This window comes from Devosia nitrariae (assembly GCF_030160115.1).
GTDB classification, from domain to species: Bacteria; Pseudomonadota; Alphaproteobacteria; order Rhizobiales; family Devosiaceae; genus Devosia; species Devosia nitrariae.
In genome coordinates this window covers 20,704-44,478 of the sequence record NZ_BSNS01000008.1, presented here as the reverse complement: position 1 = coordinate 44,478, position 23,775 = coordinate 20,704, and the positions used below count along the sequence as shown (strand labels likewise).

Genomic DNA, 23,775 nt, shown 5'->3' with positions numbered 1-23,775 from the left:
GGACGACGCTTGCCGGCGGCACTCCCGTCCGATCCGTCTCGTCGCTCTGCTGCAATTACTGCCTTGCCTTGCCGTACCGTAACGTACGGTTCTCCGTCAAGACCCAATCCGGAAGTCTGCATGACTATGACAGGTGGAGCCCGCCATCAGGTCTCACTCTCGGTAAATGTTCCTGTTATGTTCTTGATCGCTCGCCTGCCCAGGCGCTAGACTGCGTGGAAGACGAACGAGCACAAGCGGTGTCGGGATGGAGGCGACGGCCACGATCCTTCATGCAGACCTGGACGCGTTCTATGCCTCGGTCGAACAGATGCTGGATCCGTCACTGCGCGGCAGGGCCATTGCCGTCGGCGGCGGGGTCGTGCTGGCGGCCTCCTACGAGGCCAAAGCGTTCGGGGTCCATGGCGGCATGCCTGGGCGCCGGGCGCGCGAGCTCTGCCCCCACCTCATCTTCGTCCCCGGCAACTTCAGGCACTACCAGCGGCTCGGTGATGCCGCGATCGGTATCCTCGGCGACTATACGCCCCTCGTCGAGCGCATCTCGATTGACGAGGCTTTCGCCGATGTCGCCGGATGCCTCCATCTCTTCGGCTCACCTGCCGAGATCGCGCAGACGGTCAGGACCCGCGTGCGCCGCGAACTCGGCTTGCCGATCTCGATCGGCATCGCCCGCACCAAGCATCTGGCCAAGATCGCGTCACAGGTCGCCAAGCCCGACGGACTGCTGCTCGTCGATCCTGCAGATGAACTCGAGTTCCTGCACGACCTGCCGGTCGAGGTGATCTGGGGCGTGGGTCCTGCCACCAAAAGGCGTCTCGCCGAGGCCGGCGTCACCAAGGTCGGACAGTTGGCGGTGATGCCGGGCCAGTCCCTGCAAAAATTGCTGGGCCACGCGGTGGGGGAAAAGCTCGGCGCTCTCGCCTGGAACCGCGATCCGCGCGCGATCGTCACCGATCATCGAGCCCGCTCGGTCGGCGCGCAATCGGCACTCGGCCGCAGGCCTTTCGAGGAGCGCGTCTTCCGGCCGACCTTGCGGCACCTAGCCGATCGCATCGGCTCTCGCATGCGCAGCAAGGCTTTGTCCGGCCGCACCGTGACGGTGCGGGTGCGGTTCGCGGACCTGCGTTCGATCACGCGCGCCGTTACACTGCCCGCGCCGGTTTCGGCAACGGCGATCCTCGCCGAGGTCGCCGAAGAGCAGGCACGTTCGGTGCGCGCGGATTTTCCAAACGAAGCGACGATCTCGCTGCTGGGCATTTCGGTGTCGCACCTGGAGCGGCAACCGGCGATGCAGCTCGAGTTCTCCCTCGGCCTCGACGACGAGGCGGTCCGCCCCGGCACAAGCAGGGGAGCAGCGCGCTGGCAAGCCGATCGTGCCCTGGACGCGGTCCGGCAGCGTTTCGGCTGGGAGGCGATCGGCTATGGCTCGGTGGTCCTCGAAACGTCCCGCTCCGTCCCCGACGCCTTCCGTGAACTTGCCGAGAAAGACCTGTGACGGCGGCTTAACTTGCTGCTAACCACGCCGAAAAACGCGTCGCCCCCGCCGGCACTCCGCGACAAAGCGTCTAAAATTCACCGCATTCGCCCACCCACTCTTGCAGTCCTGATCTGCGCTCCCCAGATCAGGAGCGACTCGGAGGAAGATGCCATGGATACCAAGGCCGCCATTATTGCTCTTTTGAGCGTGTGGGGCGTTGGTACATGTGTCTCCCTGCCCGCATCGGCTCAGGAAACCGAGACCGAAGACGCGGCCGAGTCTGAGGCGACCTCCAATCCCTTGCTCAATCGCGTATGGGTCCGGGCGGACGATACCAATGGTCTGCCCGGGCCGATGCATATCTTCCTTGCCGATGGTACGCTGGTCAGCGACAGCTGCTGGGAGACCTACCGCCTCTCGCAATGGCAACAGGTCTCGCCGACTGCCATCAGCTGGGACGAGGACGGCATCGAGATCAAGGCCGATATCGCCACCGTCAGCGACGCCGAGCTTGTGCTTCGGCTTAACCTCGGCAGCGAGGTCAAGGAGCAGCGCTTCGTACCGGCCGCCGTCCCCTATGTCTGCCCCGACATGGAAAGCTGACGCCTTCCTATTCAACGTAGACCGAGCTTTGCATCGGTGCTGCCGCCCATGGCGCCGTCAGGGCGGCTGCAGGCGGTAGCCGATGCCGGGCTCGTTCTCGACCAGGCGGACGGAAGCCGCTTCCGGCTCGATCTTGGCGCGCAACTGGGCGATGAGGACGCGGAGGTACTGGACGTCTTCGACGTGGGCCGGACCCCAGATCGCGGTGAGGAGCTGACGGTGGGTGACGACGCGGCCGGCATTGCGGGCAAGCAGCAGCAGCAGATCGTATTCCTTGGGGGTCAGATGCAGGACATTTCGTGAAAGGGTCACGCGCCGCGTGGCGGCATCGATGGCAAGCGGGCCGAATTCGAACGTCTCGGGTGCGGCCGGCGCATTCTCCCCGCGCCTCAGCGCGGTACGGATGCGGGCCAGCAGTTCGCCGATGCCGAAGGGTTTCTCGACATAGTCGTCGGCGCCGAGATCGAGTGCTTCGATCTTCTCGCTTTCGCGGTCGCGGGCCGAGAGCACGATGATCGGCACGCTGGAGAACGGACGCACCGCGGCGATCACGTCCCTGCCGTCGCCATCGGGCAGGCCGAGATCGAGCACCACCACATCGGGCACTTGAGTTGCGATCGCGCGCTTTGCTTCGGCGACCGTGGTGGCCTGCAGCACGTCATAGTCGACGGCGATGAGCGCGGGCTTCAGGAACCGCTGGATCTGCGGCTCGTCGTCGACGACGAGAATGCGGGGCTTCATCATCGCGCCGTCTCGGCGGCAACGGGTAGGCGGATTACGAAGCGGCTACCGCGCTTGCGCACGGCGGGGCTCTCGGCTTTGATCGTTCCACCCATGGCGGTCACAAACCCGCGGGCGATCGAGAGGCCAAGGCCAGTGCCGGCCGGGCGGCCGTCTCCCTTGGCGCGACGGTGGAACTTCTCGAAGATCGCCTCGAGGTCCTCGTGCGGAATGCCCTTGCCTTGATCGGTGACGCTGATCACCGCCGTCTCGCTCTCCCGGCGTACATAGACGCTCACCGGCCGCTCGGTGCCGACGTATTTGCGCGCATTATCGAGGAGGTTGAAGAGGACCTGTTCGAGAAGGTCCCGATCGGCGAGCGCCGGCGGCATGCCTTGCGCAATGCTGGTCTCGATCTCGAGCCGGCCGTCGAGCCTGCCCATCCGCTCGACCAGCCCGGCCACGAGCGCCTCGAGGTCGACCGGCTCGCTCTTGGGCTTGACCATCCCCGACTCGATCCGGGTCATGTCGAAGAGATTGCCGACGAAGCGTGTCAGCCGCGCGGTCTCCTCCTCGATCGAGACCAGGAGGTCGGCGCGGGTTTCCGGGCTCATGCGCTCGCCGAGCTCCCGCAGGGTCGTCACAGCGCCGGTGATCGAGGCCAGAGGCGTTCGCAGGTCGTGGGAGAGAGATGAGAGAAGCGCGGTCTGCAGCTTTTCTCCCTCCTGGGCAACGGCCGCCTTGGCATTCTCGCGCACCAGCCGGGCACGGTCGATGGCGATCGCCGCCTGTTCGAGAACGGCGGTAACCTGGCGTTCCTCATCAGCCGAAAGCGGTCCGTGCGCCGCGTCGAGCATGAGCCCGACGACACCGGCCATGCGCCGGTCCGAGCGGGTCGGCAGAAAAAGATAGGGCGTGAGCGGAAGCGTGTCGGTCCTGAACCCTGCGGGTTCCTTCTTCTCGAGGGCCCAGCGCGCGGCGGTCATGGCCGTCTCGTCGAGAGACTGATCGGGCGGCCAGGCGACCTGGATCTCGAGGTTGCGGTCCTCGCCCGGCGCCAGGAGCACGGTGGCAAATCCGAGCATGGCGTGGAGTTGGGAAGCCGTTGCGGTCATGACGTTATCGATGCCGTAGGCGGCCGAGAGCCTGCGGGAGAAATCGTAGAGCGCCTGAGTGCGGCGCACCGCCTGTCGGGCGCGCTCGATCTGCTCGCGCAGCCGCGCGGCGAGCGTGCCCGTCACCGCCGCCACGGCAACGAAGATGATCAGCGCCAGCACCTCGTGCGGCCTGGCGATGGTGAAGGTGCGCACCGGATCGATAAAGAAGAAGTTATAGGCAAGAAAGGAGAGGCCGGCAGCCAGAAGCGCCGCGAAGCGCCCGGCCAGGATCGCCGAGACCAGCACCGCGAAGAGATAGAGGATCGACAGGTTCTGCAGCACCAGCAATTGCGAGAAGCCGAGACCGAGAAGGGTGATGGCGCCGACGGTCGCGACCGGCAGGCCGGTAGCCGCCACCCATTCGGGCAAGCTGCGCTTCCTGGGACGGAACCCGGCTCCTCCTGAGGGGCCGGGGCTTTCAGAGACGAGGTGTACGCCGACACCATCTACGGAACGCGCCAGCACGTCGGGCAAGGTACGGCGGAACAACCCAGCGAGGAAACCAGTTTTCGGCCGCCCGATGACGATCTGGGTGATGTTCTCGCGGCGTGCGAACTTGAGGATCTCGGCAACGAAATCGTCGGCTACCATCCGACGCACCTCGGCCCCCAGCTGCTCGGCGAGCACCAGGGTGGTTTCGAGACGCGCGGATTTGTCGGCATCGGGGATGGGATCGGCGCTACGCATCAGCGAGAGGACGAGCCATCTGGCATTGAGGCCAAGGGCCATGCGGCTGGCGGTGCGCACGACCTTTTCCGAGAGCCGGTCCGGCCCGACGCAGACCAGAAGCCGCTCGCCGGTGACCCAGGGCCCCTCGACGGCCTGCCGGCGCCAGATGTCGGCCATCTGGTCGTCGACCCGGTCGGCCGTGCGCCGCAGCGCCAGCTCGCGCAGCGCCGTCAGGTTCTCGGGCCGGAAGAAGCCCTCGGTCGCCCGCGTCGCGTTTTCGGGCAGGTACACCTTGCCTTCCTTGAGGCGCTCGATGAGGTCGGCCGGTGGCAGATCGACCAGCACCACTTCGTCGGCTTCCTGTAGCACCACGTCGGGGATGGTCTCGCGCACGGGCACCCGGGCGATGCGGGCAACGAGATCGGCCTGGCTTTCCAGATGCTGGACGTTGAGCGCGGTCCACACGTCAATGCCGGCGTCGACAAGCTCGGCAATATCCTGGTAGCGCTTGGGATGGCGAGCGCCAGCATCGTTGGTGTGGGCGAGCTCGTCGACGATGACGATCGAGGGCTGGCGCGCAAGGGCGGCATCGAGGTCGAACTCGTCGTAGATCTTGCCCGAGTGCTCGGCCTGCCGTCGGGGCAGGACCTCAAGGCCTTCCATCAGCCGTGCCGTCTCGCCACGGCCGTGGGTTTCAGCAAGGCCGACGACGATGTCGACGCCTTCGGCCCGACGCTGCTGCGCGCGCGCGAGCATCGCATAAGTCTTGCCGACGCCGGGAGCGGCACCCAGGAAAACCGTCAACTTGCCGCGGTCTTCGCGCGCGGCAAGCTTGAGGAGTGCTCCGGGATCGGGGCGGGTCGTTTGCGACGCGTCGCTCATCTAGCCGTTGTCGGACTCCAGGGCATCGAGCGCAAGATTGAGCGTGAGCACGTTGACCGCCGGTTCTCCGAAAACCCCGAGCAGGGGTTGCTGCGTTTGGTTGGCAACAAGGCCTGCAACCTCTTGCGGATCAAGGCCGCGCGCCTTCGCCACGCGCTCGACCTGCAGGCCAGCATAGGCCGGCGAGATATGCGGGTCGAGCCCCGAGCCGGACGCGGTGACGGCATCGGCCGGGACCGGCGTCTGGCCCTGCACGAGCGCATCGCGCCGGGCGGCGACATCGGCCGCGAGCGTTGCCGACGTCGCCCCAAGGTTGGAACCTCCGGATCCGGCCGCATCATGGTCGACCTCCGATGGGCGGGCGTGGAAGTAGCGCTCGCCCGTGAAGGTCTGGCCGATGAGGCTGGAGCCGATGATTGTGCCATCGCGCTCGATGAGGCCGCCATTAGCCGCGGCGGGAAAGGCGGCCTGAGCGATGCCGGTGACGGCCAGCGGATAGGCAAGGCCGGTCACACCGGCAAGCAGCAGGAGCAGCACCAAGGCCGGGCGGATCTGTTTGGTCAGCATGGCATTTCTCCTAGATGAGGTTGAGGGCGCTGACGGCGAGGTCGATGAGCTTGATGCCGAGGAACGGCGCTACGAGCCCGCCGAGGCCGTAGACGAGAAGGTTACGGCGAAGGAGCGCGGCGGCACCCACCGGTCGGTAGGCGACGCCCCTCAAGGCCAGCGGGATGAGGACGACGATGATCAGGGCATTGAAGATCACCGCCGAAAGGATTGCCGACTGCGGCGAGGCGAGCCCCATGACGTTGAGCGCGCCGAGCTCAGGATAGGTCGCAACGAAGAGGGCCGGGATGATGGCGAAGTATTTGGCAACGTCGTTGGCGATCGAGAAGGTGGTGAGCGAACCACGAGTCATAAGGATCTGCTTGCCGATCTCGACGATCTCGATGAGCTTGGTGGGGCTCGAATCAAGATCGACCATGTTGCCGGCCTCGCGCGCCGCCTGGGTGCCCGACTGCATGGCCACCCCGACATCGGCCTGGGCAAGGGCTGGGGCATCATTGGTGCCGTCGCCGCACATGGCGATAAGGCGTCCGCCCTGCTGCTCGCGGCGGATATAGTCGAGCTTCTGCTCGGGCGTGGCTTCGGCAAGGAAATCGTCGACGCCCGCCTCCGAGGCAATGGCGGCGGCGGTGACGGGGTTGTCGCCGGTGACCATCACGGTGCGGATGCCCATGGCCCGCAAAGCTGCGAAGCGCTCCTTGATGCCGGGCTTGACCACATCCTTGAGGTGGATGACGCCAAGAAGCCTCGTGCCCTCGGCGACAGCGAGCGGCGTGCCGCCGGTGCGCGCGACCGCATCGACCGCCGCGTTGAACCCGGCCGGCGCCTGGCTCTTGTCGAGCCCGACGAAGCGCAACACGGCGTCGACCGCGCCCTTGCGGACCGGGCGGCCATCGATGTCGATGCCCGAGATGCGCGTCTGGGCTGAAAAGGCGATGGGTCGGCCTTCTCCGGCCGGCGGTTCGGTCAGCCCGTAGTCCGATTTGGCGAGCGCCACGATCGAGCGGCCTTCGGCGGTCTCGTCGGCAAGGCTGGCAAGCAGCACGGCCCTGGCGAGCTCGGTTTCACCGACACCCTCGACGGCCATGAATTCGCTTGCCATGCGGTTGCCGAAGGTGATGGTGCCGGTCTTGTCGAGAAGGAGCGTGTCGACGTCCCCGGCGGCCTCGACGGCGCGTCCGGAAGTGGCAACGACGTTGAAGCGCACGAGCCGGTCCATGCCGGCGATGCCGATGGCCGAGAGCAGCCCGCCGATGGTCGTCGGTATCAGCGTCACCAGCAGCGCCGCCAGCACCGCCACGGAAAGGTCGGTGCCCGAATAGAGCGCCAGGCCATAAAGCGTGACGACTGCAATGAGAAAGACCAGCGTCAGGCCCGAGAGGAGGATCGAGAGCGCAATCTCGTTGGGGGTCTTCTGCCGTTTGGCACCTTCGATGAGGCCGATCATGCGATCAACGAAACTTTCGCCCGGCCGCGTGGTGATGCGGATCCTCAGCCAGTCGGAGATGATCTGCGTACCGCCGGTCACCGCCGAGCGGTCGCCGCCGCTCTCGCGGATGACGGGAGCGGACTCACCGGTGACGGCGCTCTCGTTGACCGAGGCAACGCCAGCGATCACGTCGCCGTCGCCGGGGATGATGTCGCCGGCCTCGACGAGAACGATGTCGCCGACTTTGAGGCTGATCGCCGGGATGACCTCGCTTGCCGTGTCGGCCTCATCGTTTGGGTGGAGCAGGCGCTTGGCGAAGAGATCGGCCTTGCCGCGCTTGAGGCTCTCGGCCTGTGCCTTGCCGCGCCCTTCGGCGACCGCCTCGGCGAAATTGGCAAAGACGACGGTGAACCAGAGCCAGGCAGCGATCTGGCCGGAAAAGGCCGGCGCCCCTATCCCCGTCAACAGTTCCTGAGCCCAGAGGACGGTCACGAGCAGCGCGACGACTTCCGTCACGAAGATGACGGGATTGCGCACGAGCTGGCGCGGATCGAGCTTGACGAGAGCGTCGCGCAGCGCGGGCAAGAGGATGGCCGGGTCGACGACCGACGGCGTTATGGCTGTGGATGACATGGGGTGTCTCCTAGAAGGTCTGGCCGGCAAGCATCAGTACGTGCTCGAGGATCGGACCGAGGGCGAGCGCGGGGAAGAACTGCAGGCCGCCGAGGATGAGGATGATGCCGATGAGCAGGCCGACGAAGAGCACCCCATCGGTCGGGAATGTGCCGCTCGAGGCCGGCACCCGGGTTTTCTTCGCCAGCGATCCGGCAATGGCCAGCACCGGCACGATATAGGCGAAGCGCCCGGCGAGCATGGCGAGGGCGAGCGTCGTATTGTACCAAGGCGAGTTGGCTGAAAGGCCGGCAAAGGCCGAGCCGTTGTTGCCGGCTGCCGACGAATAGGCATAGAGGATTTCGGTCAGCCCGTGCGGCCCGGCATTGGCCGGCCCGGCAAGGCCCACAGGAATCACGGCGGCAACCGCCGAGAAGCCGAGGATGGCGAGCGGCAGGATGAGGATGGCGAGCATCGCAAGCTTCATCTCGCGCGCCTCTATCTTCTTGCCGAGGAATTCCGGCGTGCGCCCGACCATCAGGCCGGCAACGAAGACCGTGAGGATGGCAAAGACGACCATGCCGTAGAGCCCGGAGCCGACGCCGCCCGGCAGCACCTCGCCGAGCTGGATGAAAAAGAGCGGGACCAGCCCGCCGAGCGGCGTCAACGAGGAGTGCATGGCGTTGACGCCGCCATTGGAGAGCCCGGTCGTGGCTGCCGCATAGAGCGCGGTCATGGCCTGCCCGAAGCGGATCTCCTTGCCTTCCATGTTGCCGAGGCTCGCATCGACACCGGCGGCGAGATGGATGGGATTGCCCGCCGTCTCGGCCCAGTAAATGGCTCCGATGCCGGCAACCAGCAGGATCGCCATGGCTGCGAGCAGTGCCCAGGCCTGGCGCCGACTGCCGACGATCTGACCGAAGGCATAGACGAGGGCCGAGGAGATCGAGAGCATCGAGAAGATGGCGAGGTAGTTCGAGAAGGCGTTGGGGTTCTCGAACGGGTGTGAGGCGTTGACGTTCATGAAGCCGCCGCCATTGGTGCCAAGCTGCTTGATCGCCTCCTGGCTTGCCATGGGACCCATGGCAATGGTCTGGCTCACGCCCTCGAGCGTCATTGCCGTCACCGAACCCTCGAGGGTCTGCGGCAGGCCCAGCGCGGCAAAGACCAGCGCCACGACGATAGCCATGGGCATGAGCACGTAGAGCGTGGCGCGCGTCAGGTCGATCCAGAAATTGCCGATCCGGTCGACACCCGAGCGGGCGAACGCGCGCGAAACGGCGACCGCAATGGCGATGCCGCTTGCTGCCGAGACGAAGTTCTGTACCGTCAGCCCCAGCATCTGGCTCATATGGCTCATGGTCGTCTCGCCGCCATAGGACTGCCAGTTGGTGTTGGTCACGAAACTGACGGCGGTGTTGAAGGCGAGATCGGGCGCAACCGCCTCGAAGCCTTGCGGGTTGAAGGGCAGGAAGCCCTGCAGGCGAAGGATCGCGTAGAGCAGAAGGACGCCGAGGAAGCTGAAGAGCAGCACGCCCATCGCATAGCCGAGCCAGGTTTGCTCGGCTCGAGAGTCGAGCCCCGCCAGACGATAGAAGCCGCGCTCTACGGGCTGGAGGACAGGTGAAAGGAATGTGCGTTCGCCCTCGAACACGTGGGCCATGTAGAGGCCTAACGGCTTGATTGCCGACGCAACGAGCGCGAGCACCAGGCCGATCTGCAGCCAGCCTTGCCAGGTCATGATATGTCTCCTGCTTGAGCCGCGGGGTTCTTCGCGAAAAACCGGTTCCCATCCCGGACCAAGTCCGGGACAAGCTCTTTTCGCATCCCGCTCCGGGGAGGTTGGTCAGAAGCGCTCGGGCGACAGCAGCGTCACCAGCAGATAGGCCGCTAGGCCGAGCGCAACGATGAATGAAACAATCAACATGGCCGTCTCAGAGCCTCGAAAGCCCGCGCGCATAAACGAAGAGCGCGAGGAAGGCCGCGGCGGCAACGACGAGGAAAAACAAGTCGAACATGGAACAACTCCGATGATGGAGCGGTCTTTTCGCGCCGTTTCTCGTAAGGATTCCATTCGGAAGTTGTTCGAGCGCATAAGGAAAGAATAAGGACGGGCGGGCCATAGTCCGGTTCCCGATTTCGCAGGTCCGTCCGCAACCGAGGAGAACGCCGAGTTTGAGATCGTCCCTGCAGCATCCGGCTCGCCTGGTTCCGCTGGCTTTCCTGATCGCCATCGCCATCGGAACGGCACTCTTGCTGCTGCCAATCGCCACGGCCGGTTCCGGCGGCACGGACTTCATCACCGCGCTTTTCACGGCAACCTCGGCGGTGTGCGTTACCGGCCTTATCGTCGTCGACACCCCGACCTACTGGACCCCTTTTGGCCAGGCGGTGATCCTGGCGCTGATACAGGTCGGCGGGTTCGGGATCATGACCGGCGGGACGCTGCTGGGCGTGCTGATCAGCCGGCGGCTGGGCCTCCGCACCCGCATCGTCGCTCAGGCCGAGACACGCACGCTCGATTTGGGCGAGGTGACCAGCGTGCTGCGCTTGATCTTCGTGGCGACCCTCGTTGTCGAACTCACCATATGGGCAGCGCTGGCGGCGCGGCTCCATTGGGAATATGGCGAGCCGCTGCCGCTCGCGATATGGAACGGGCTCTTCCATGCGATCTCGGCCTTCAACAATGCCGGGTTCTCGACTTATTCCGACAGCCTTGTCGGCTTTGCCGACGACTGGCTGTTCCTTGGCGCGATCATGCTGGCGGTGATCGTCGGCGGCATCGGATTTCCGGTTCTCGCCGATTTGCGGCGCAGGCTCCTCCATCCCTCGAAGTGGTCGGTGCATACCAAGATCACGCTTCTCGGAACCGGCGCGTTGATCGTCACCGGCACACTCGCCGTGCTCTTTTATGAACCGGTTGCCGACGGCACGCTCAACCCTCTCACGTTTCCCGAACGCCTGCTCGAGGCTCTTTTCCATTCGGTCATGACGCGCACGGCCGGGTTCAACGCCATCGATGTCGGCGCGTTGCGTAGCGAAACGCTCGTCGTCACCGACGTCCTGATGTTCATCGGCGGCGGAAGCGCGGGCACCGCCGGGGGCATCAAGGTCTCGACCGCGCTGGTGCTGATCCTGGCGGTCTGGGCGGAGATCCGCGGCGAGGCCGACGTCACCGCATTCCACCGCCGGTTCTCGAGAGATGTGCAGCGCCAGGCCCTGACGCTCATCGTGCTGGCCATGATCGCGATCGCGCTGGCAACACTGCACCTCTTGTCGGTCACGACGTTCTCTCTCGAACGGGTGCTGTTTGAAACCGTCTCGGCCTTCGCTACAGTTGGCCTGTCGACCGGCATCACCGGCGATCTGCCGCCATCGGCCGAGTTGACGCTGGTTGCACTGATGTTCGTTGGCCGCGTCGGCACCATTACCGTTGCCACCGGGCTTGCGCTCAAGCGCTCCCAGCGGCCCTACAGATATCCCGAGGAGCGCCCCATCGTTGGCTAAGAAATCCGTCGCAGCAACCCCCGGCAGCGTCCTCGTCATCGGTCTCGGCCGGTTCGGCGGGGCGGTGGCCGATTCCCTCGTGCGGCTGGGGCACGAGGTGCTCGCCATCGACGAGGACGCAGCGATCGTCCAGTCCTGGGCAACGCGCCTGACACATGTGGTGCAGGCCGATACGACCAATGTGGATACGCTCAAGCGCCTCGGCGTCGGCGAGTTCGAGCGGGCGGTGGTCGCTATCGGCACCGACATCGAAGCCAGCCTGATGACGGTCCTGGCGCTCAGCGAGCTCAGGGTGCCGGACATCTGGGCTAAAGCGCTCGGCGATAAGCACGGGCGCCTGCTCGAGCGCACGGGCGCGCATCACGTTATCTATCCGGAGGCGGCGATGGGCGAGCGGGTAGCGCACCTGGTCACCGGCCAGATGATCGACTTCATCGAGTTCGACGACGGCTTTGCTATCGTCAAGACCCGTGCGCCCAAAGAAAGCCTCAACAGGACGCTGGCGGAATCGGCGCTGCGCAGCAAATATGGCGTGACTGTCGTCGGAGTGAAGCGGCCCCGCACCGATTTCACCTATGCGCGCCCGGAAACAGTCATCCAGCCGGGTGACCTGCTGATCGTCTCGGGTGCCACAAATCTCGTCGAACGGTTCGCGGCGCTGGAGTGACCGGCGGCCGCTCCCTATGTCTGCCCCGACATGAAAAGCTGACGCCTTCCTGTTCAGCTTAACCCGAGCTTTCGCATCGGCGAGACCAGCGAGCCGGCAACAACCGCCGCCAGGACCTGCGGTGCTGGCGGGATCCGGGCGATGTAGGGCACCAGGAAATCCCGGATCATCGGCGGAATCGGACTGTCCGATTGGTAGAACGGCGTAAGCATCGCGCTGAGCGCCTGATAGAGGCGTATGTGGCGCCGTCTCAGCCGCGCGTAGTGGCCGAGTCCGTCCGCCAGATCGGTGGCGTCACGTAGCGCCACGAACAGCGCCCGCGCATCGAGCAATGCCATGTTGGCGCCCTGCCCGAGCTGCGGACTGGTCGAATGTGCGCTGTCGCCCACAAAGACGAGCCCTTCGCCGACCGGCATCGGCATGGTGTGATGCGCGTAGCGGGCCAGCGTCAATGCTTCGAGATCCTTGATCGCCTCCAGGTAGGGTCGCGTTTCAGGCCAGTTCACAAGGACGCTTTGCTTCCAAGCGTCGATGCCGTTGCGCTGCAGCATCTCGTAATCGGAAGGTTTCAGGCTCCAGAAGAATGCAGCCCGATCGGGGGTTCCCGGCCCCTCACGCCCCACGGGTAAGACGCCGATCATCACCCGGGCCGCCTGATAACGTTGCATGAGTGCCGAAGCTTCGAAGCCTTGACCGCACCAGGGCAACGTTGCCCAGAGGGCACCGTAGTCGAGAGGGCGCGATCTGCCCGGGGCAAGCGAGTGCACCTTGAGCGACGAAGCAGAGCCCAGGCAGTCGACGATGAGATCGAAGTCTTCCGAGTACTCGCCGTTCATGAACCGAAGCCGGCGCTTGCCCTTGGCAACGGCGGTGAGATCGATGACCTCATTGCCGTTGCGGACAGGAATGCCGGCAGCTAGCACGGCGTCGTGCAGCACACCGAATAACGCTCCCCGATGCAGTCCGAGACCACGCCCGAAGCTCCGCAGCTTCTCGTACCGGACGTCCAGCACGACGCGGCCGGTTCGCGAGTCGGTGCCGTACAAGCGTTCGATCGGCGCGCCGAGAGCGTGAATCTTGGGCAATAACCCCAGATCGTCGAGAACGGCCTGGCCCGTCGGCTGCAGCATGAGCCCTGAGCCCAGCGGCCTCGGTTTCTCGAACCGTTCCCTGATGACCGGATTATGGCCGAGCCGTCTCATATAGAGTGCGGTGGCAAGGCCGCCAGGCCCGCGCCGCAGATGGCGATATCCAGCCCCCGCCGCACCCGGAGCGGCCCTGACCTAAAGCACCACTTGCGTGCCGATCTCCACGACGCGCCCGGTGGGAATGTGGAAGTACTCCGTCGCATCGCTCGCATTGCGCGCCAGACGCGTAAAGAGCCTATCCTGCCAATAGCGGATGAGGCCCAGATTCTGGCCGGGCTTGAGCGAACGGCGCGACAGGAAGAAGGAGGTCGACATGATGTCGAACTTCCAGCCGATCTTGCGCGCCAGCGCCAGTGCCTTTGGAATATTGGGAGTTTCCAGGTAGCCGAAGGTGACCACCACCCGGCTGAACAGCTCGTTGTAGGATTCGATGATGACCTTCTCATCGTCGGGAATCCGCGGCGAGGAGGACGTCCGCACCGTCAGGATGACGTTGTTCTCGTGCAGGACCTTGTAGTGCTTGAGGCTGTGCAGGAGCGCAGTGGGTGCGCCCTCGATGTCGCTTGTCAAAAAGATCGCCGTTCCAGGAACGGTCGTCGGCTTCTTCTTGGAAAGATTGTCGACGAGGAACTGCAGCGGCACCTCGTCCTTGCGCGTCTTTTCGGCCAGGCGTCTGCGCCCGCCCATCCAGGTGATCATGATGGTAACCAACATCACGGCCACCACCGCCGGCACCCAGCCGCCCTGGGTGAACTTGACGGAATTGGCGATGAAGAAACCCATATCGATGAGGCCGAGCGGGATCACCACCGCCAGCGCGACGGCGAGACGCCACTTCCAGATGCGCCACATGACGATGAAAAGCAGCAGGGTCGTCACCAGCATTTCGCCGGTCACCGCGATGCCATAGGCCGCCGACAGGCCGCTCGAGCTGCGAAAGCCGATGACGAGGATGAGCACCGCGATGAGCAGCAGCGAATTGACCTGCGGCATATAGATCTGCCCGCTCTGCGTTTCGGAGGTGTGCAGAACGTGAAGGCGCGGTAACAGATTGAGGTGCATCGCTTGCCTCGCCAGCGAATAGGCCCCTGAGATCACTGCCTGGCTGGCAATGACCGTTGCCATCGTCGCCAGGATGATCATCGGAATGCGCGCCCATTCCGGCTGCATCAGGAAGAACGGGTTCTCGGCAGCGCCCACATTTGTCAGCACGTAGGCCCCCTGCCCGAAATAATTGAGCAGGAGACACGGAAAGACGATGGAGAGCCAGGCGAGCACGATAGGCCTACGTCCGAAGTGACCGAGATCGACATAGAGCGCTTCGGCACCCGTCACCGCCAGGAACACCGCGCCGAGAACGATGAGTGCTATGCCGGTGTGGTTGAGGATGAACTGGCCGCCGAGGAGCGGATTGATCGCCCAGAGAACCTCGGGCGCCTCGAAAATATGCACTAGACCGGAAATGCCGAGCGCCACGAACCAGATGGCGGTGATCGGCCCGAAGACGGCCGCCACCTTGCCGGTGCCGAGTCGCTGGACGGTGAAAAGCGCAACGATGATGATAACCGTCAGCGGCACTACCCAGGGCGTCAGCCGTGGCTCGACGACCTCCAGGCCCTCGACGGCCGATAGCACGGAGATAGCGGGGGTGATGATGGCATCACCAAAGAATAGTGCTGCGCCCACGACGCCTACGAGCAACACCCAGTTGGAGCGTTTGGCGAATGCGCCACGCGCCAAGGTCGTCAGCGATAGCGTGCCGCCCTCCCCCTTGTTGTCCGCCCGCAGGACAAAACCGACATACTTGATCGTGACGATAAGCGTCAGCGCCCAGAGAATCAGCGAGAGAAGGCCCAGCACTTCGCGGGGCGAGGCAACACCGGAAGCTGCGCTGTGCCCTGTCGCATGCAGGGCTTCGCGGAAGGCGTAGAGCGGGCTCGTACCGATATCTCCGAACACCACGCCGAGGGCGCCGAGCATCAGCAGCGGAAGATTGCCACTTTGACTATGGGAGTGATCGGCCTGGTCGGTCGCAACGACGCCGGCCTCGGGGCCGGCGATGTTCGTCTGCGTCATGAGCTGTGTCGCTCTCGCTGTTAAAGGCGGGCGCCGCTATACACCCGCCATCATTCACAAACAACCCTCGCACGATCCGGTTGCAGGGGGCAGCAAAATATCAACAGGGGCCGCGCCGTCTGGCGCGACCCCTGCCGGTAAACGAAAGTCCCAAGGGGCTTTCGAAGCGTTTGCGCGAGTGCAGGACCCTATTCGGCAGCCTGCTTGACGGCCTCCGCCTCGTCGGCGGCGCGCTGCGCCCTGGCGGCGGAGACCCACCATGCGAGCTGATCGAGCATGTCCTTGGCCGAGGCGCCGATCACGCCCTCGATGGCCGATATCGGCTGATTGCCGCCGCCACCCCATACGGTGTAGAACTCGCTGCCGCCGATGTGTACGGCCGAGCGGGTCGAGACCATCTGCAGCTCGGTCGCGATCAGACGCAGGTGCTCGATGGCCCGGGCGCCACCCACCGAACCATAGCCGACATAGCCGGCCGCCTTTTTGTTCCACTCGACATACGCCTGGTCGATCGCGTTCTTGAGCGCGCCGGTGATGGAGCGGTTGTATTCGGCCACGACGAAGATATAGCCGTCGAACTCGGCGACCTTCTTCTGCCAAGCGACGGCCCTGGGGTCCTGTGTCGGGGCCCAGGCGTTGGACGCCACTTCATTAAAGAACGGCAGGTCGTAGTCGCGCAGATCAACGAGCTCCACGTCGAACTCCTCGCGTTGCTTGGCGAGGTCGAGGATCCACTGCGCGGGCTTGTCGGCAAAGCGCGTATCGCGGGTCGACGAGATGATGACGGCAATCTTGGGTTTGGACATGGAGGTCTCCTTGAAGTCAGGAACAAATCGTAACTGAGGCGTAATATGTTCCTGCCCGCCCGACACTCAAGAAGGCATGATTTTGTGTCGTAGGCACATTGGCGTGCGACGGTTACATCAGTGTAATTGTTGGGTTTCCGGGAATTCCCGGCCGCATCAGTGATTCGGCGGCGGTCCCTGCCGGTCATTGTAGCGCCCCAGCGGAAACGCATCGTTCGACGAGCGACCACCAGTGGGTGGGCCTGCGTTTTCAACCACAAATTTAACTGCTTCTGAAAATGGCGCTTGCCAGCACGAGCGCGGCGCAATTGTCTCTGCCCTGCCCGAAAGGGTTGGATTTGGGGGACTACAAATGATCAAAACCGCTTTGCGCGCTTGCGCGCTCGCCATTGTTGCCGTCGCCACCATGGCTTCGGCTGCCTCCGCGCTTGATCGTCGCGTGCGCATCAACAACGAGAGCTCGTACGATATCTATGAGTTCTATGCGTCGAACACCGGGACATCGAACTGGGAGGAAGACATTCTCGGCAAGGATATCCTTCCGGCGGGCAGCAGCGTCATCATCAACATCGATGACGGCTCCGGCTACTGCATGTTCGACTTCCTTGCCGTTTTCGAGGACGGCGACGAAGTCGTCTCGGCCAACAACAATGTCTGCGAGCTGACCGACTTCAACTTCACCAACTGATCGGGGTCACACGAACAGAAACGGGCGGCTCAGGCCGCCCGTTTCTTATTTGGCTAGAAACCATTCCAGCTATTCGGCCGGCTGGATGACGCGTCCGGGCCGGATGGTGATCTGGGTCAGAACGAACGCCACCACGGCGCAGAGCGCGATGCCGGCAACCATGGGCTGGGCCGTGCCGTCGAAGAACACACCCACCACACCCATCACCACAGCACCGGTCAGCATCTGCAGCGTGCCCATCAGTGCCGAGGCCGTGCCGGCAATCTCACCATGCTCCTCGAGGGCGAGCACCGCGGTCGTCGGAATGACGAGGCCGAGGAAGCCGTAGCCAACGAAAAGCAGCACCGCCATCACCGGCAGGCTGCCCAGGCCCGTGCTGAACGCTGCGAACAGCGCCATCATCGAGAGCACAAACCCTATGACCGCCACGCGAACGACGTCGTTGAGGCCGAACCGCCGGGTCAGCACGCCGGAGAGTTGCGAGACCGAGAAGAACGAAACGGCGTTGATTGAGAACATAACACTGTAGAGCGTGGGCGAGAGCCCGTAGTGGTCGATCAAAACGAAGGACGAATTGGCCAGGTACGCCATGAAGCTTGCCATGGCAAAGCCGCCGATGAAGGTCAGCCCCATGAAGTTCGCGTCCTTGATAAGCGTGCCATAGCCCCTGAGCGCGCTGCCGATACTGCTTTCCAGCCTCAGATGCGCGGGGCGCGTCTCCTTGAGAGCGAAAGCCAGCAGGATGGTCGCCAGCACGCCGGCGGCGGTCACCACCCAGAAGATGGTCCGCCAATCGCCGACCTGGATGACGAGGCTGCCCGCGAGCGGAGCCAGGATCGGCGAAATCGACATCACCAGCATCAGGAGCGCCATGAGCTGGGCGGCGTCGGCGCCGGTATAGCCATCCCTGACGATGGCGCGCGGCAAGGCCATCACCGCGCACGCGCCAATGCCCTGGATAACGCGGGCGACGATCAGGAGCTCGATATTGGGCGCCAGCGCCGCGCCGATAGAACCGACGATGAAGACGATCATGCCAAAAAAGAGCGGCGGCTTGCGTCCGACCATATCACTGACGGGGCCATAGAAGAGCTGGCAGACGGCCAAGGCCGCCATATAGGCCATCAGCGTTACCTGCACGGAAGCGGTATCGGCATTCAGGCTGGCTCCAATCGCCGGGAGCGTCGGCAGGTACATATCGATGGCAAACGGCCCGATGGCCGTCATCAGGCCGAGCACCACGGCCGTCCGAATGAGTTGAGAATTCATTGCAACCTCGCTCTGCCAGCCTGTCACGGGCCGGTGCGCAAATTTCTGAAATGAGGACGCGCCGCCGATAGGGAGGAGCGCGACGACGCATGTCCATTTTATTGGACGACACCAGCACGTCAGTCAAGCCACCACGTCAAAAAAATTGGACACTATTGTAAAATGCGCAGCGATGCGCTATATCGACTGAACATGAGCGAACTCTCGATAGCGACGAATCACCCCTTCTTCCGCGGCCACGCCAGCAAGCGGCAGGCAATCCTCGACGCAGCGAAGCGAACCTTCGTGCGCGACGGCGTTGCGGCCGCCAGTATAGACGCCGTCGCCGCCGAGGCCGGGGTGTCGCGCCAGACGGTCTACAACCAGATCGGCGACAAGGAGCGTCTTTTCGCTGCCGTGGTTGAAGATATCACCGCCCGCTCCAGCGCACAGCTCTTTGCGGTGCTCGGCAGCTTTCCCGATAAGCCCGAAGATCTCCATGCCGAGCTGGTGACCTTCGCTCGTCACCTGATCACGCGATGTATCTGCGACGACGATGGTCACGCCCTCGCCAACCTCATCCGCAACGAAGCGCACCGGTACCCCGAGCTTTTCACTGCCTGGAAGGAATATGGTCCCGGCAAGACCTGGCCGGCCATTTCCGCCCGCTTCGCCCAGCTCGCCTATGGCGGCTATCTCGATCTCGAAGATCCGACGCTCGCTGCCCGCCAGTTCATGGCCTTGATTCAGGCCGACATTCCGCACGATCGGCCCTGCGGAACCCGGCCGAGCGAGGAAGAAGTCTCCCGCGCGGCCCGCAACGCCGTAACCACGTTCCTGCGTGCCTTCGGACCACGCCAGTCCTATCCGGCGAGCGTCGAGGACGTTGCCCAAAAACGCCTCGACCGCCTGCGCAATCCCGCATCGGATTAGGGTGATCGTGCAGGGTCAGCCGCCGAGCACGGCGTTATAGCGTCGCACGGCTTCCAGAAAACCCATCAACAACGCATCCGCGGTGATGCCGTGACCGATGGAAAGCTCGGCGACCTCCGGCATCACCTGCATGAACACAGGCAGGTTCTCGAGCGTCAGGTCGTGGCCGGCATTGACCAGCAGGCCCGCTGCGTGCGCCGCTCCCGCGGTCGTTGCCAGCATGGTCAGATGCCGATCACCCTCGGCGCTGCCGAAGCTGCCGCCATAAGGGCCGGTAAAGAGTTCCACCCGGTCCGCCCCCACCTCCTTGGCGTCCGGCGGCACCGTCGGGTCTTCGTCGATGAAGAGCGACACCCGGATGCCGGCCGCCTTCATCCGCGTGATGGCCGGGATGAGGATGTCGTGGCTGGCATCGATGTTCCAGCCATGGTCGGAGGTTGCCTGGCTGGGGTCGTCGGGAACGAAGGTGACCTGGTCGGGCGCCGCCTTCTCCACCAGATCGAGGAAGTCGGGGCTGGGGTAGCCCTCGATGTTGTATTCGGCGCTCGGATACTCGGCCCGCAGCAGCGCTTCGAGCTCGAAGACGTCGGTCCTGCGGATATGCCGTTCGTCCGGCCGCGGATGCACCGTGATCCCCGCCGCCCCCGCATCCATGACCACCCGCGCAATCCCCGTCACGCTCGGCCAGGGCAGATTACGCCGGTTGCGCAGCTGAGCGACGGCATTGAGATTGACGGAAAGATGCGTCATGGGCCTGGATCTCCCGTTTAAGATGAGACCCTTACACCAACGTTGTCACCCGGCCCAATGGAACCTTTTGATCGGCCGGATCACTCCCGTTGATCGCTGGTCGTACCGCGGACTCGGCCGGCGCTTCTAACGCGCCTCGGGCCCTTTCCGCCGGTAGAGCAGAGCTCTCCCTGCAGGCACCATCTGAAGTAAGATGTCGAAGTCGCCGACGTTTGCAGTCAGAACCGTGAAACCGAGCTTCTGCGCCTGAAGAAAGAGCACGCAATCATGCAATACACGCAGCTTCTGTTCCCGGCCGTACCCCTGGAGCCGGCAGAGAATACCTGACAGCAGTGCCGCACGGCCAAGCACGTCTATGTCGGGCGAGAATGTGCGATGCGGGGGCATTGCGCGAACCAGTCTGCGGATGGCATCGATCGGCCCTGACGATCGGGCGTCGTCGGGATCCAGCACACCGACCGTGTGCATCAGTTCCTGGAGCGCCACTGAGGAATGGTTCGTCTGGCGCGCGTTTATGAGCGCTCCGACTATGTCAGGTGCCCGCCCCTGAAGTTGATCGATGTAGACGCAGGTATCGAGGAGCAGGGCTTGGCCGCCGATCCGTTCCTCGGTGGCGAATGGCAAAGCGCTATCCGCGCGGCGCGCGAGCGTGCGGCGCGGATCAAAGCGCGCCCAGCGTACGGCGCCGTCAAAGTCAAACTCCGCCACTTCAGAAGCCGAGTTTCACGTCCCGATCGATCTTTGCGCGCGCGTCCTTGAAGGCTTCCGCGAAATTGTCCTCGAGCGCGACGTTAGCCAAAGCAAAGGCAATCAAGTCGGTATCCGCCTTGATCCCTGTGCGCCGCTTCGCCTCCTCGACGAGAGCCGGGCTCACGCGACCCGCAATGCGGCTGCTTTTCTCCGTGAGCAGCCCCGAGCGCTCTGCGGCCTCCATAACGCTTTCGACACGTTCCTCGCGCGCGCGGAATCGACCGGTGTGGGCGTCGCGCCCCAAAACGACCTTGCTCGACCCGCCACCCGTTTTGGTGCCGGCCCGCACCGCCTTCGCTGCGCTTTTGGACATTCAGTCACCCCTTGTTGAACATAACTCGGTTTTGTTCAACATAGCACGCGAGGCTGCATTTGTCGATGAGCCAGAGGTGAGTTCATCGACTCCAAGTGGAGTTTGAAGGATGGCGGAGCGACGCAACCTAGCTTTTCGCGCCCCGCTCTACATCCCCTGCGGCCCGCGCGAAATCGCCGCCAGCCCCGTGCGCACCACCTCGACGAGCCCGAGCGGCACCATCAGCGCGATGAACTGCTCGATCTTGCTGGGCTTGCCGGTGATCTCGAAGACGAAGCTCTCGGTCGAGGCATCGACCACCTGGGCGCGGAAGGCGTCGGCAAGCCGCAGTGTCTCGACCCGATGCTCGCCGGTGCCGGCGACCTTGACCAGGGCAAGCTCCCTCTCGAGCGCGGCGCCTTCGGCAGTCAGGTCATGCACCCTGTGCACCGGCACCAGCCGCTCGAGCTGCAGCTTGATCTGCACCAGGACCTTGGGCGTTGCCACCACCACGACGGTGATGCGCGAGAGGTTCTTTTCGTGCTCGGTCTCGCTGACCGTCAGGCTCTCGATATTGTAGCCGCGCGCCGTGAAGAGCCCTGCGATACGCGCCAGGATCCCTGGCTCGTTGTCGACCAGCACCGAAAGCGTATGCCGCTCGGGTGAGTCAGTTTCCTTGGTGAGAAAATAGGCCGACCCAGTCGGCTGAAGGTGTGCGTTCATGTTTGTTTCTCCCACACGCAACTCAGACGAGTTGGCGGCCTTTCTCATCGATGATCGAACCGATATTGGCGGTATCGGGCAGGATGATCTCGTTGTGCGGCTTGCCCGACGGGATCATGGGCAGGCAGTTCTCGTCCTTCTCGACCATGACGTCGAAGAGCACGGGCCCTGGATAGTCGAGCATCTCGCGGATCGCATCGTCGAGCTTGGCCGGATCGTCGCAGCGGATGCCCTTGCCCCCATAGGCCTCGGCAAGCTTGACGAAATCGGGCAGGCTTTCCGAATAGGAGTGTGCATACCGCCCCCCGTGCAGGAGGTCCTGCCACTGGCGCACCATGCCCATGCGTTCATTGTTGAGGATGAAGACCTTGATCGGCAGCCGGTACTGCACCGCCGTCGACATCTCCTGCATGGTCATTTGCACCGACGCTTCCCCGGCGATGTCGATGACGAGCGCATCGGGATGTGCGACCTGCACGCCGACCGCCGCCGGCAGGCCGTAGCCCATGGTGCCGAGCCCGCCCGAGGTCATCCAGCGGTTGGGCTTGTCGAAGTGGAAGTGCTGGGCGGCCCACATCTGGTGCTGGCCGACCTCGGTGGTGATGTAGACGTCGCGGTCCTTGGTCAGCTCGTAGAGCCGCTGGATGGCGTGTTGCGGCTTTATGGTCGTGTCCGAGTTCTTGAACCCGAGCGAGTTGACCGCCCGCCATGTCCTGATGCGCTCCCACCAGGGGGCGATGGCCTCGGTACGCGGCTCGTTGGTCCGGCTTCGCCAGATGCGGATCATCTCCTCGAGCACCAATCCGCAGTCGCCGACGATCGGGATGTCGACGCGGACATTCTTGTTGATCTGCGCCGGATCGATGTCGACGTGGATCTTGGTCGAATGCGGCGAGAAAGCGTCGATCCGCCCGGTAATGCGATCGTCGAACCGCGCCCCGATATTGATCATCAGGTCGCAGTCATGCATGGCGAGGTTAGCCTCATAGGTGCCGTGCATGCCCAGCATTCCCAGCCACTGCTTGTTCGATGCCGGGAAAGCCCCGAGCCCCATCAGCGTCGAGGTCACGGGAAAACCGGTCAGTTCGGCCAGCTCGCGCAGATGCGTTGCGGCTTCGGGCCCTGAATTGATGACGCCACCCCCGGTATAGAAGACCGGCCGCTCGGCCTTGAGCATCAGGTCGACCGCGGCGCGGATGGCCTCGATATCGCCTTCCACGTGCGGCTTGTAGCTCGAATGGCGGAACCCGTTGATATTGGGCTGGAGGTATTCGCCGAGCGCGAACTGCACGTCCTTTGGAATATCGATGACGACGGGCCCCGGCCGGCCGGTCGTTGCGATGTGGAAGGCCTCGTGCATGACCTTGGGCAGGTCCTCGACCTTCTTGATGAGATAGTTGTGCTTGGTGCAGCTGCGGGTGATGCCAACGGTGTCGCATTCCTGGAAGGCATCCGAGCCGATGAGGGTCGTCGGCACCTGCGCGGTGATGCAGACGAGGGGAATTGAATCCATCAACGCGTCGGTGAGGCCGGTGACGGCGTTGGTCGCGCCGGGTCCCGAGGTCACCAGGACGACGCCGGGCTTGCCGGTCGAGCGCGCATAGCCCTCGGCCATGTGCGTTGCCCCCTGCTCGTGGCGCACGAGCACGTGCGTGATCGCATCCTGCTGGAAGATCGCGTCGTAGATCGGCAGCGCCGCCCCTCCGGGATATCCGAAGATGTGCGTCACGCCCTGATCGATCAGCGCCTGGACCACCATTTCCGCGCCGGTCATCTGCTCGGCCATCGTCTTTTCCTTCCATTCTCCGCCCGTGCCCTCTCCTCTGGAGAGTGAAGGGGCGACAACCGCTTGCGCGGTCCCAGATCTCGCGGCCTCTACCGCATCCTCCCTTATCCACGCCGGAAAAAGGGCAATAAAAAAGGCCCCATTCGGGACCTTGTTCGGCGCACCAGCTTACGCGCGGGGACCTACCCCACGTGACCAGTGCGCCTTCCTACTACGAGAACAAGGGACCGCAAGGGACCGCTCCTCAAGATTGAACCGTGGGATTGATAGGGGCTGGATGCCGGA

22 protein-coding genes are annotated in these 23,775 nt (G+C 64.1%); 7 read left to right on the top strand and 15 right to left on the bottom strand.

What is annotated here, in order from left to right:
- Window positions 1-247 precede the first annotated feature (247 nt).
- Window positions 248-1,495: a DNA polymerase IV gene (gene dinB, locus QQK18_RS09280; RefSeq protein WP_284340051.1), complete on the top strand. Its 1,248-nt coding sequence runs from the start codon at window positions 248-250 to the stop codon at window positions 1,493-1,495.
- A 153-nt stretch (window positions 1,496-1,648) separates the two neighbouring features.
- On the top strand, window positions 1,649-2,080 hold the full coding sequence (locus tag QQK18_RS09275; RefSeq protein ID WP_284340050.1) for a hypothetical protein: 432 nt from the start codon (window positions 1,649-1,651) through the stop codon (window positions 2,078-2,080).
- A 57-nt stretch (window positions 2,081-2,137) separates the two neighbouring features.
- On the opposite strand, the gene QQK18_RS09270 is transcribed toward QQK18_RS09275, so the two are convergent.
- The 6 genes from QQK18_RS09270 to kdpF form a co-directional block, all read right to left on the bottom strand.
- The gene (locus QQK18_RS09270) at window positions 2,138-2,824 is read right to left on the bottom strand and encodes a response regulator (protein ID WP_284340049.1); all 687 of its coding nucleotides are present in this window, start codon (window positions 2,822-2,824) and stop codon (window positions 2,138-2,140) included.
- Window positions 2,821-5,508, bottom strand: coding sequence for a sensor histidine kinase (locus QQK18_RS09265; protein WP_284340048.1), 2,688 nt, complete (start codon window positions 5,506-5,508; stop codon window positions 2,821-2,823). Before QQK18_RS09265 ends, QQK18_RS09270 begins: the two co-directional genes overlap by 4 nt.
- On the bottom strand, window positions 5,509-6,072 hold the full coding sequence (gene kdpC, locus QQK18_RS09260; protein WP_284340095.1) for a potassium-transporting ATPase subunit KdpC: 564 nt from the start codon (window positions 6,070-6,072) through the stop codon (window positions 5,509-5,511). It abuts the gene before it with no gap.
- Window positions 6,073-6,085: 13 nt separating this feature from the next.
- Window positions 6,086-8,137, bottom strand: a complete 2,052-nt coding sequence (kdpB, locus tag QQK18_RS09255; RefSeq protein WP_284340047.1) for a potassium-transporting ATPase subunit KdpB — start codon at window positions 8,135-8,137, stop codon at window positions 6,086-6,088.
- A 10-nt stretch (window positions 8,138-8,147) separates the two neighbouring features.
- Window positions 8,148-9,857: a potassium-transporting ATPase subunit KdpA gene (gene kdpA, locus QQK18_RS09250; protein ID WP_284340046.1), complete on the bottom strand. Its 1,710-nt coding sequence runs from the start codon at window positions 9,855-9,857 to the stop codon at window positions 8,148-8,150.
- A 105-nt stretch (window positions 9,858-9,962) separates the two neighbouring features.
- Complete coding sequence (gene kdpF / locus QQK18_RS27510; RefSeq protein ID WP_379993664.1) at window positions 9,963-10,043, bottom strand: K(+)-transporting ATPase subunit F; 81 nt, start codon at window positions 10,041-10,043, stop codon at window positions 9,963-9,965.
- On the opposite strand from kdpF, the gene QQK18_RS09245 reads away from it, so the two are divergent.
- From QQK18_RS09245 to QQK18_RS09235, 3 genes are all read left to right on the top strand, one after another.
- Window positions 10,024-10,224, top strand: coding sequence for a hypothetical protein (locus tag QQK18_RS09245; RefSeq protein WP_284340045.1), 201 nt, complete (start codon window positions 10,024-10,026; stop codon window positions 10,222-10,224). The genes kdpF and QQK18_RS09245 overlap by 20 nt on opposite strands.
- Before the next feature lie 67 nt (window positions 10,225-10,291).
- On the top strand, window positions 10,292-11,623 hold the full coding sequence (locus tag QQK18_RS09240) for a TrkH family potassium uptake protein (protein WP_284340044.1): 1,332 nt from the start codon (window positions 10,292-10,294) through the stop codon (window positions 11,621-11,623).
- On the top strand, window positions 11,616-12,290 hold the full coding sequence (locus QQK18_RS09235) for a potassium channel family protein (protein ID WP_284340043.1): 675 nt from the start codon (window positions 11,616-11,618) through the stop codon (window positions 12,288-12,290). Before QQK18_RS09240 ends, QQK18_RS09235 begins: the two co-directional genes overlap by 8 nt.
- Before the next feature lie 53 nt (window positions 12,291-12,343).
- On the opposite strand, the gene QQK18_RS09230 is transcribed toward QQK18_RS09235, so the two are convergent.
- From QQK18_RS09230 to QQK18_RS09220, 3 genes are all read right to left on the bottom strand, one after another.
- A complete protein-coding gene (locus QQK18_RS09230) occupies window positions 12,344-13,420 on the bottom strand; it encodes an FAD-dependent oxidoreductase (RefSeq protein WP_284340042.1) in 1,077 nt (358 codons plus the stop codon).
- 153 nt (window positions 13,421-13,573) lie between these two features.
- On the bottom strand, window positions 13,574-15,514 hold the full coding sequence (locus tag QQK18_RS09225; RefSeq protein ID WP_379993646.1) for a potassium transporter Kup: 1,941 nt from the start codon (window positions 15,512-15,514) through the stop codon (window positions 13,574-13,576).
- Between the two features lie 188 nt (window positions 15,515-15,702).
- Complete coding sequence (locus QQK18_RS09220; protein ID WP_284340041.1) at window positions 15,703-16,320, bottom strand: NADPH-dependent FMN reductase; 618 nt, start codon at window positions 16,318-16,320, stop codon at window positions 15,703-15,705.
- A gap of 352 nt (window positions 16,321-16,672) precedes the next feature.
- Here QQK18_RS09220 and QQK18_RS09215 point away from each other — a divergent pair, with 352 nt between their 5' ends.
- Window positions 16,673-17,008, top strand: a complete 336-nt coding sequence (locus QQK18_RS09215; protein WP_284340040.1) for a hypothetical protein — start codon at window positions 16,673-16,675, stop codon at window positions 17,006-17,008.
- A gap of 69 nt (window positions 17,009-17,077) precedes the next feature.
- Here QQK18_RS09215 and QQK18_RS09210 read toward each other — a convergent pair whose 3' ends face one another.
- A complete protein-coding gene (locus QQK18_RS09210) occupies window positions 17,078-18,277 on the bottom strand; it encodes a multidrug effflux MFS transporter (RefSeq protein WP_284340039.1) in 1,200 nt (399 codons plus the stop codon).
- A 192-nt stretch (window positions 18,278-18,469) separates the two neighbouring features.
- Between QQK18_RS09210 and QQK18_RS09205 the strand changes: the two genes are divergently transcribed.
- Window positions 18,470-19,189: a TetR/AcrR family transcriptional regulator C-terminal domain-containing protein gene (locus QQK18_RS09205; RefSeq protein WP_284340038.1), complete on the top strand. Its 720-nt coding sequence runs from the start codon at window positions 18,470-18,472 to the stop codon at window positions 19,187-19,189.
- Between the two features lie 15 nt (window positions 19,190-19,204).
- On the opposite strand, the gene QQK18_RS09200 is transcribed toward QQK18_RS09205, so the two are convergent.
- The 5 genes from QQK18_RS09200 to QQK18_RS09180 form a co-directional block, all read right to left on the bottom strand.
- Window positions 19,205-19,939, bottom strand: a complete 735-nt coding sequence (locus QQK18_RS09200) for a pyridoxine 5'-phosphate synthase (protein ID WP_284340037.1) — start codon at window positions 19,937-19,939, stop codon at window positions 19,205-19,207.
- A gap of 126 nt (window positions 19,940-20,065) precedes the next feature.
- Complete coding sequence (locus tag QQK18_RS09195) at window positions 20,066-20,647, bottom strand: type II toxin-antitoxin system VapC family toxin (protein ID WP_284340036.1); 582 nt, start codon at window positions 20,645-20,647, stop codon at window positions 20,066-20,068.
- Between the two features lies 1 nt (window position 20,648).
- Window positions 20,649-21,002 carry a hypothetical protein gene (locus QQK18_RS09190; RefSeq protein ID WP_284340035.1) on the bottom strand — a complete coding sequence of 118 codons (354 nt, stop codon included), beginning with the start codon at window positions 21,000-21,002 and terminating at the stop codon, window positions 20,649-20,651.
- Window positions 21,003-21,149: 147 nt separating this feature from the next.
- Window positions 21,150-21,704: an acetolactate synthase small subunit gene (gene ilvN / locus QQK18_RS09185; RefSeq protein ID WP_284340034.1), complete on the bottom strand. Its 555-nt coding sequence runs from the start codon at window positions 21,702-21,704 to the stop codon at window positions 21,150-21,152.
- A gap of 22 nt (window positions 21,705-21,726) precedes the next feature.
- Window positions 21,727-23,490 carry an acetolactate synthase 3 large subunit gene (locus QQK18_RS09180; protein ID WP_284340033.1) on the bottom strand — a complete coding sequence of 588 codons (1,764 nt, stop codon included), beginning with the start codon at window positions 23,488-23,490 and terminating at the stop codon, window positions 21,727-21,729.
- Window positions 23,491-23,775 lie beyond the last annotated feature (285 nt).

Bases quoted from the DNA above. Each gene is read 5' to 3' on its own strand.
- dinB (WP_284340051.1), top strand. From the start codon at position 248: ATGGAGGCGACGGCCACGATCCTTCATGCAGACCTGGACGCGTTCTAT.
- QQK18_RS09275 (WP_284340050.1), top strand. From the start codon at position 1,649: ATGGATACCAAGGCCGCCATTATTGCTCTTTTGAGCGTGTGGGGCGTT.
- QQK18_RS09270 (WP_284340049.1), bottom strand. From the start codon at position 2,824: ATGATGAAGCCCCGCATTCTCGTCGTCGACGACGAGCCGCAGATCCAG.
- QQK18_RS09265 (WP_284340048.1), bottom strand. From the start codon at position 5,508: ATGAGCGACGCGTCGCAAACGACCCGCCCCGATCCCGGAGCACTCCTC.
- kdpB (WP_284340047.1), bottom strand. From the start codon at position 8,137: ATGTCATCCACAGCCATAACGCCGTCGGTCGTCGACCCGGCCATCCTC.
- kdpA (WP_284340046.1), bottom strand. From the start codon at position 9,857: ATGACCTGGCAAGGCTGGCTGCAGATCGGCCTGGTGCTCGCGCTCGTT.
- QQK18_RS09245 (WP_284340045.1), top strand. From the start codon at position 10,024: ATGAATGAAACAATCAACATGGCCGTCTCAGAGCCTCGAAAGCCCGCG.
- kdpF (WP_379993664.1), bottom strand. From the start codon at position 10,043: ATGTTGATTGTTTCATTCATCGTTGCGCTCGGCCTAGCGGCCTATCTG.
- QQK18_RS09230 (WP_284340042.1), bottom strand. From the start codon at position 13,420: ATGCTGCAGCCGACGGGCCAGGCCGTTCTCGACGATCTGGGGTTATTG.
- QQK18_RS09225 (WP_379993646.1), bottom strand. From the start codon at position 15,514: ATGACGCAGACGAACATCGCCGGCCCCGAGGCCGGCGTCGTTGCGACC.
- QQK18_RS09220 (WP_284340041.1), bottom strand. From the start codon at position 16,320: ATGTCCAAACCCAAGATTGCCGTCATCATCTCGTCGACCCGCGATACG.
- QQK18_RS09215 (WP_284340040.1), top strand. From the start codon at position 16,673: ATGATCAAAACCGCTTTGCGCGCTTGCGCGCTCGCCATTGTTGCCGTC.
- QQK18_RS09210 (WP_284340039.1), bottom strand. From the start codon at position 18,277: ATGAATTCTCAACTCATTCGGACGGCCGTGGTGCTCGGCCTGATGACG.
- QQK18_RS09205 (WP_284340038.1), top strand. From the start codon at position 18,470: ATGAGCGAACTCTCGATAGCGACGAATCACCCCTTCTTCCGCGGCCAC.
- QQK18_RS09200 (WP_284340037.1), bottom strand. From the start codon at position 19,939: ATGACGCATCTTTCCGTCAATCTCAATGCCGTCGCTCAGCTGCGCAAC.
- QQK18_RS09190 (WP_284340035.1), bottom strand. From the start codon at position 21,002: ATGTCCAAAAGCGCAGCGAAGGCGGTGCGGGCCGGCACCAAAACGGGT.
- ilvN (WP_284340034.1), bottom strand. From the start codon at position 21,704: ATGAACGCACACCTTCAGCCGACTGGGTCGGCCTATTTTCTCACCAAG.
- QQK18_RS09180 (WP_284340033.1), bottom strand. From the start codon at position 23,490: ATGGCCGAGCAGATGACCGGCGCGGAAATGGTGGTCCAGGCGCTGATC.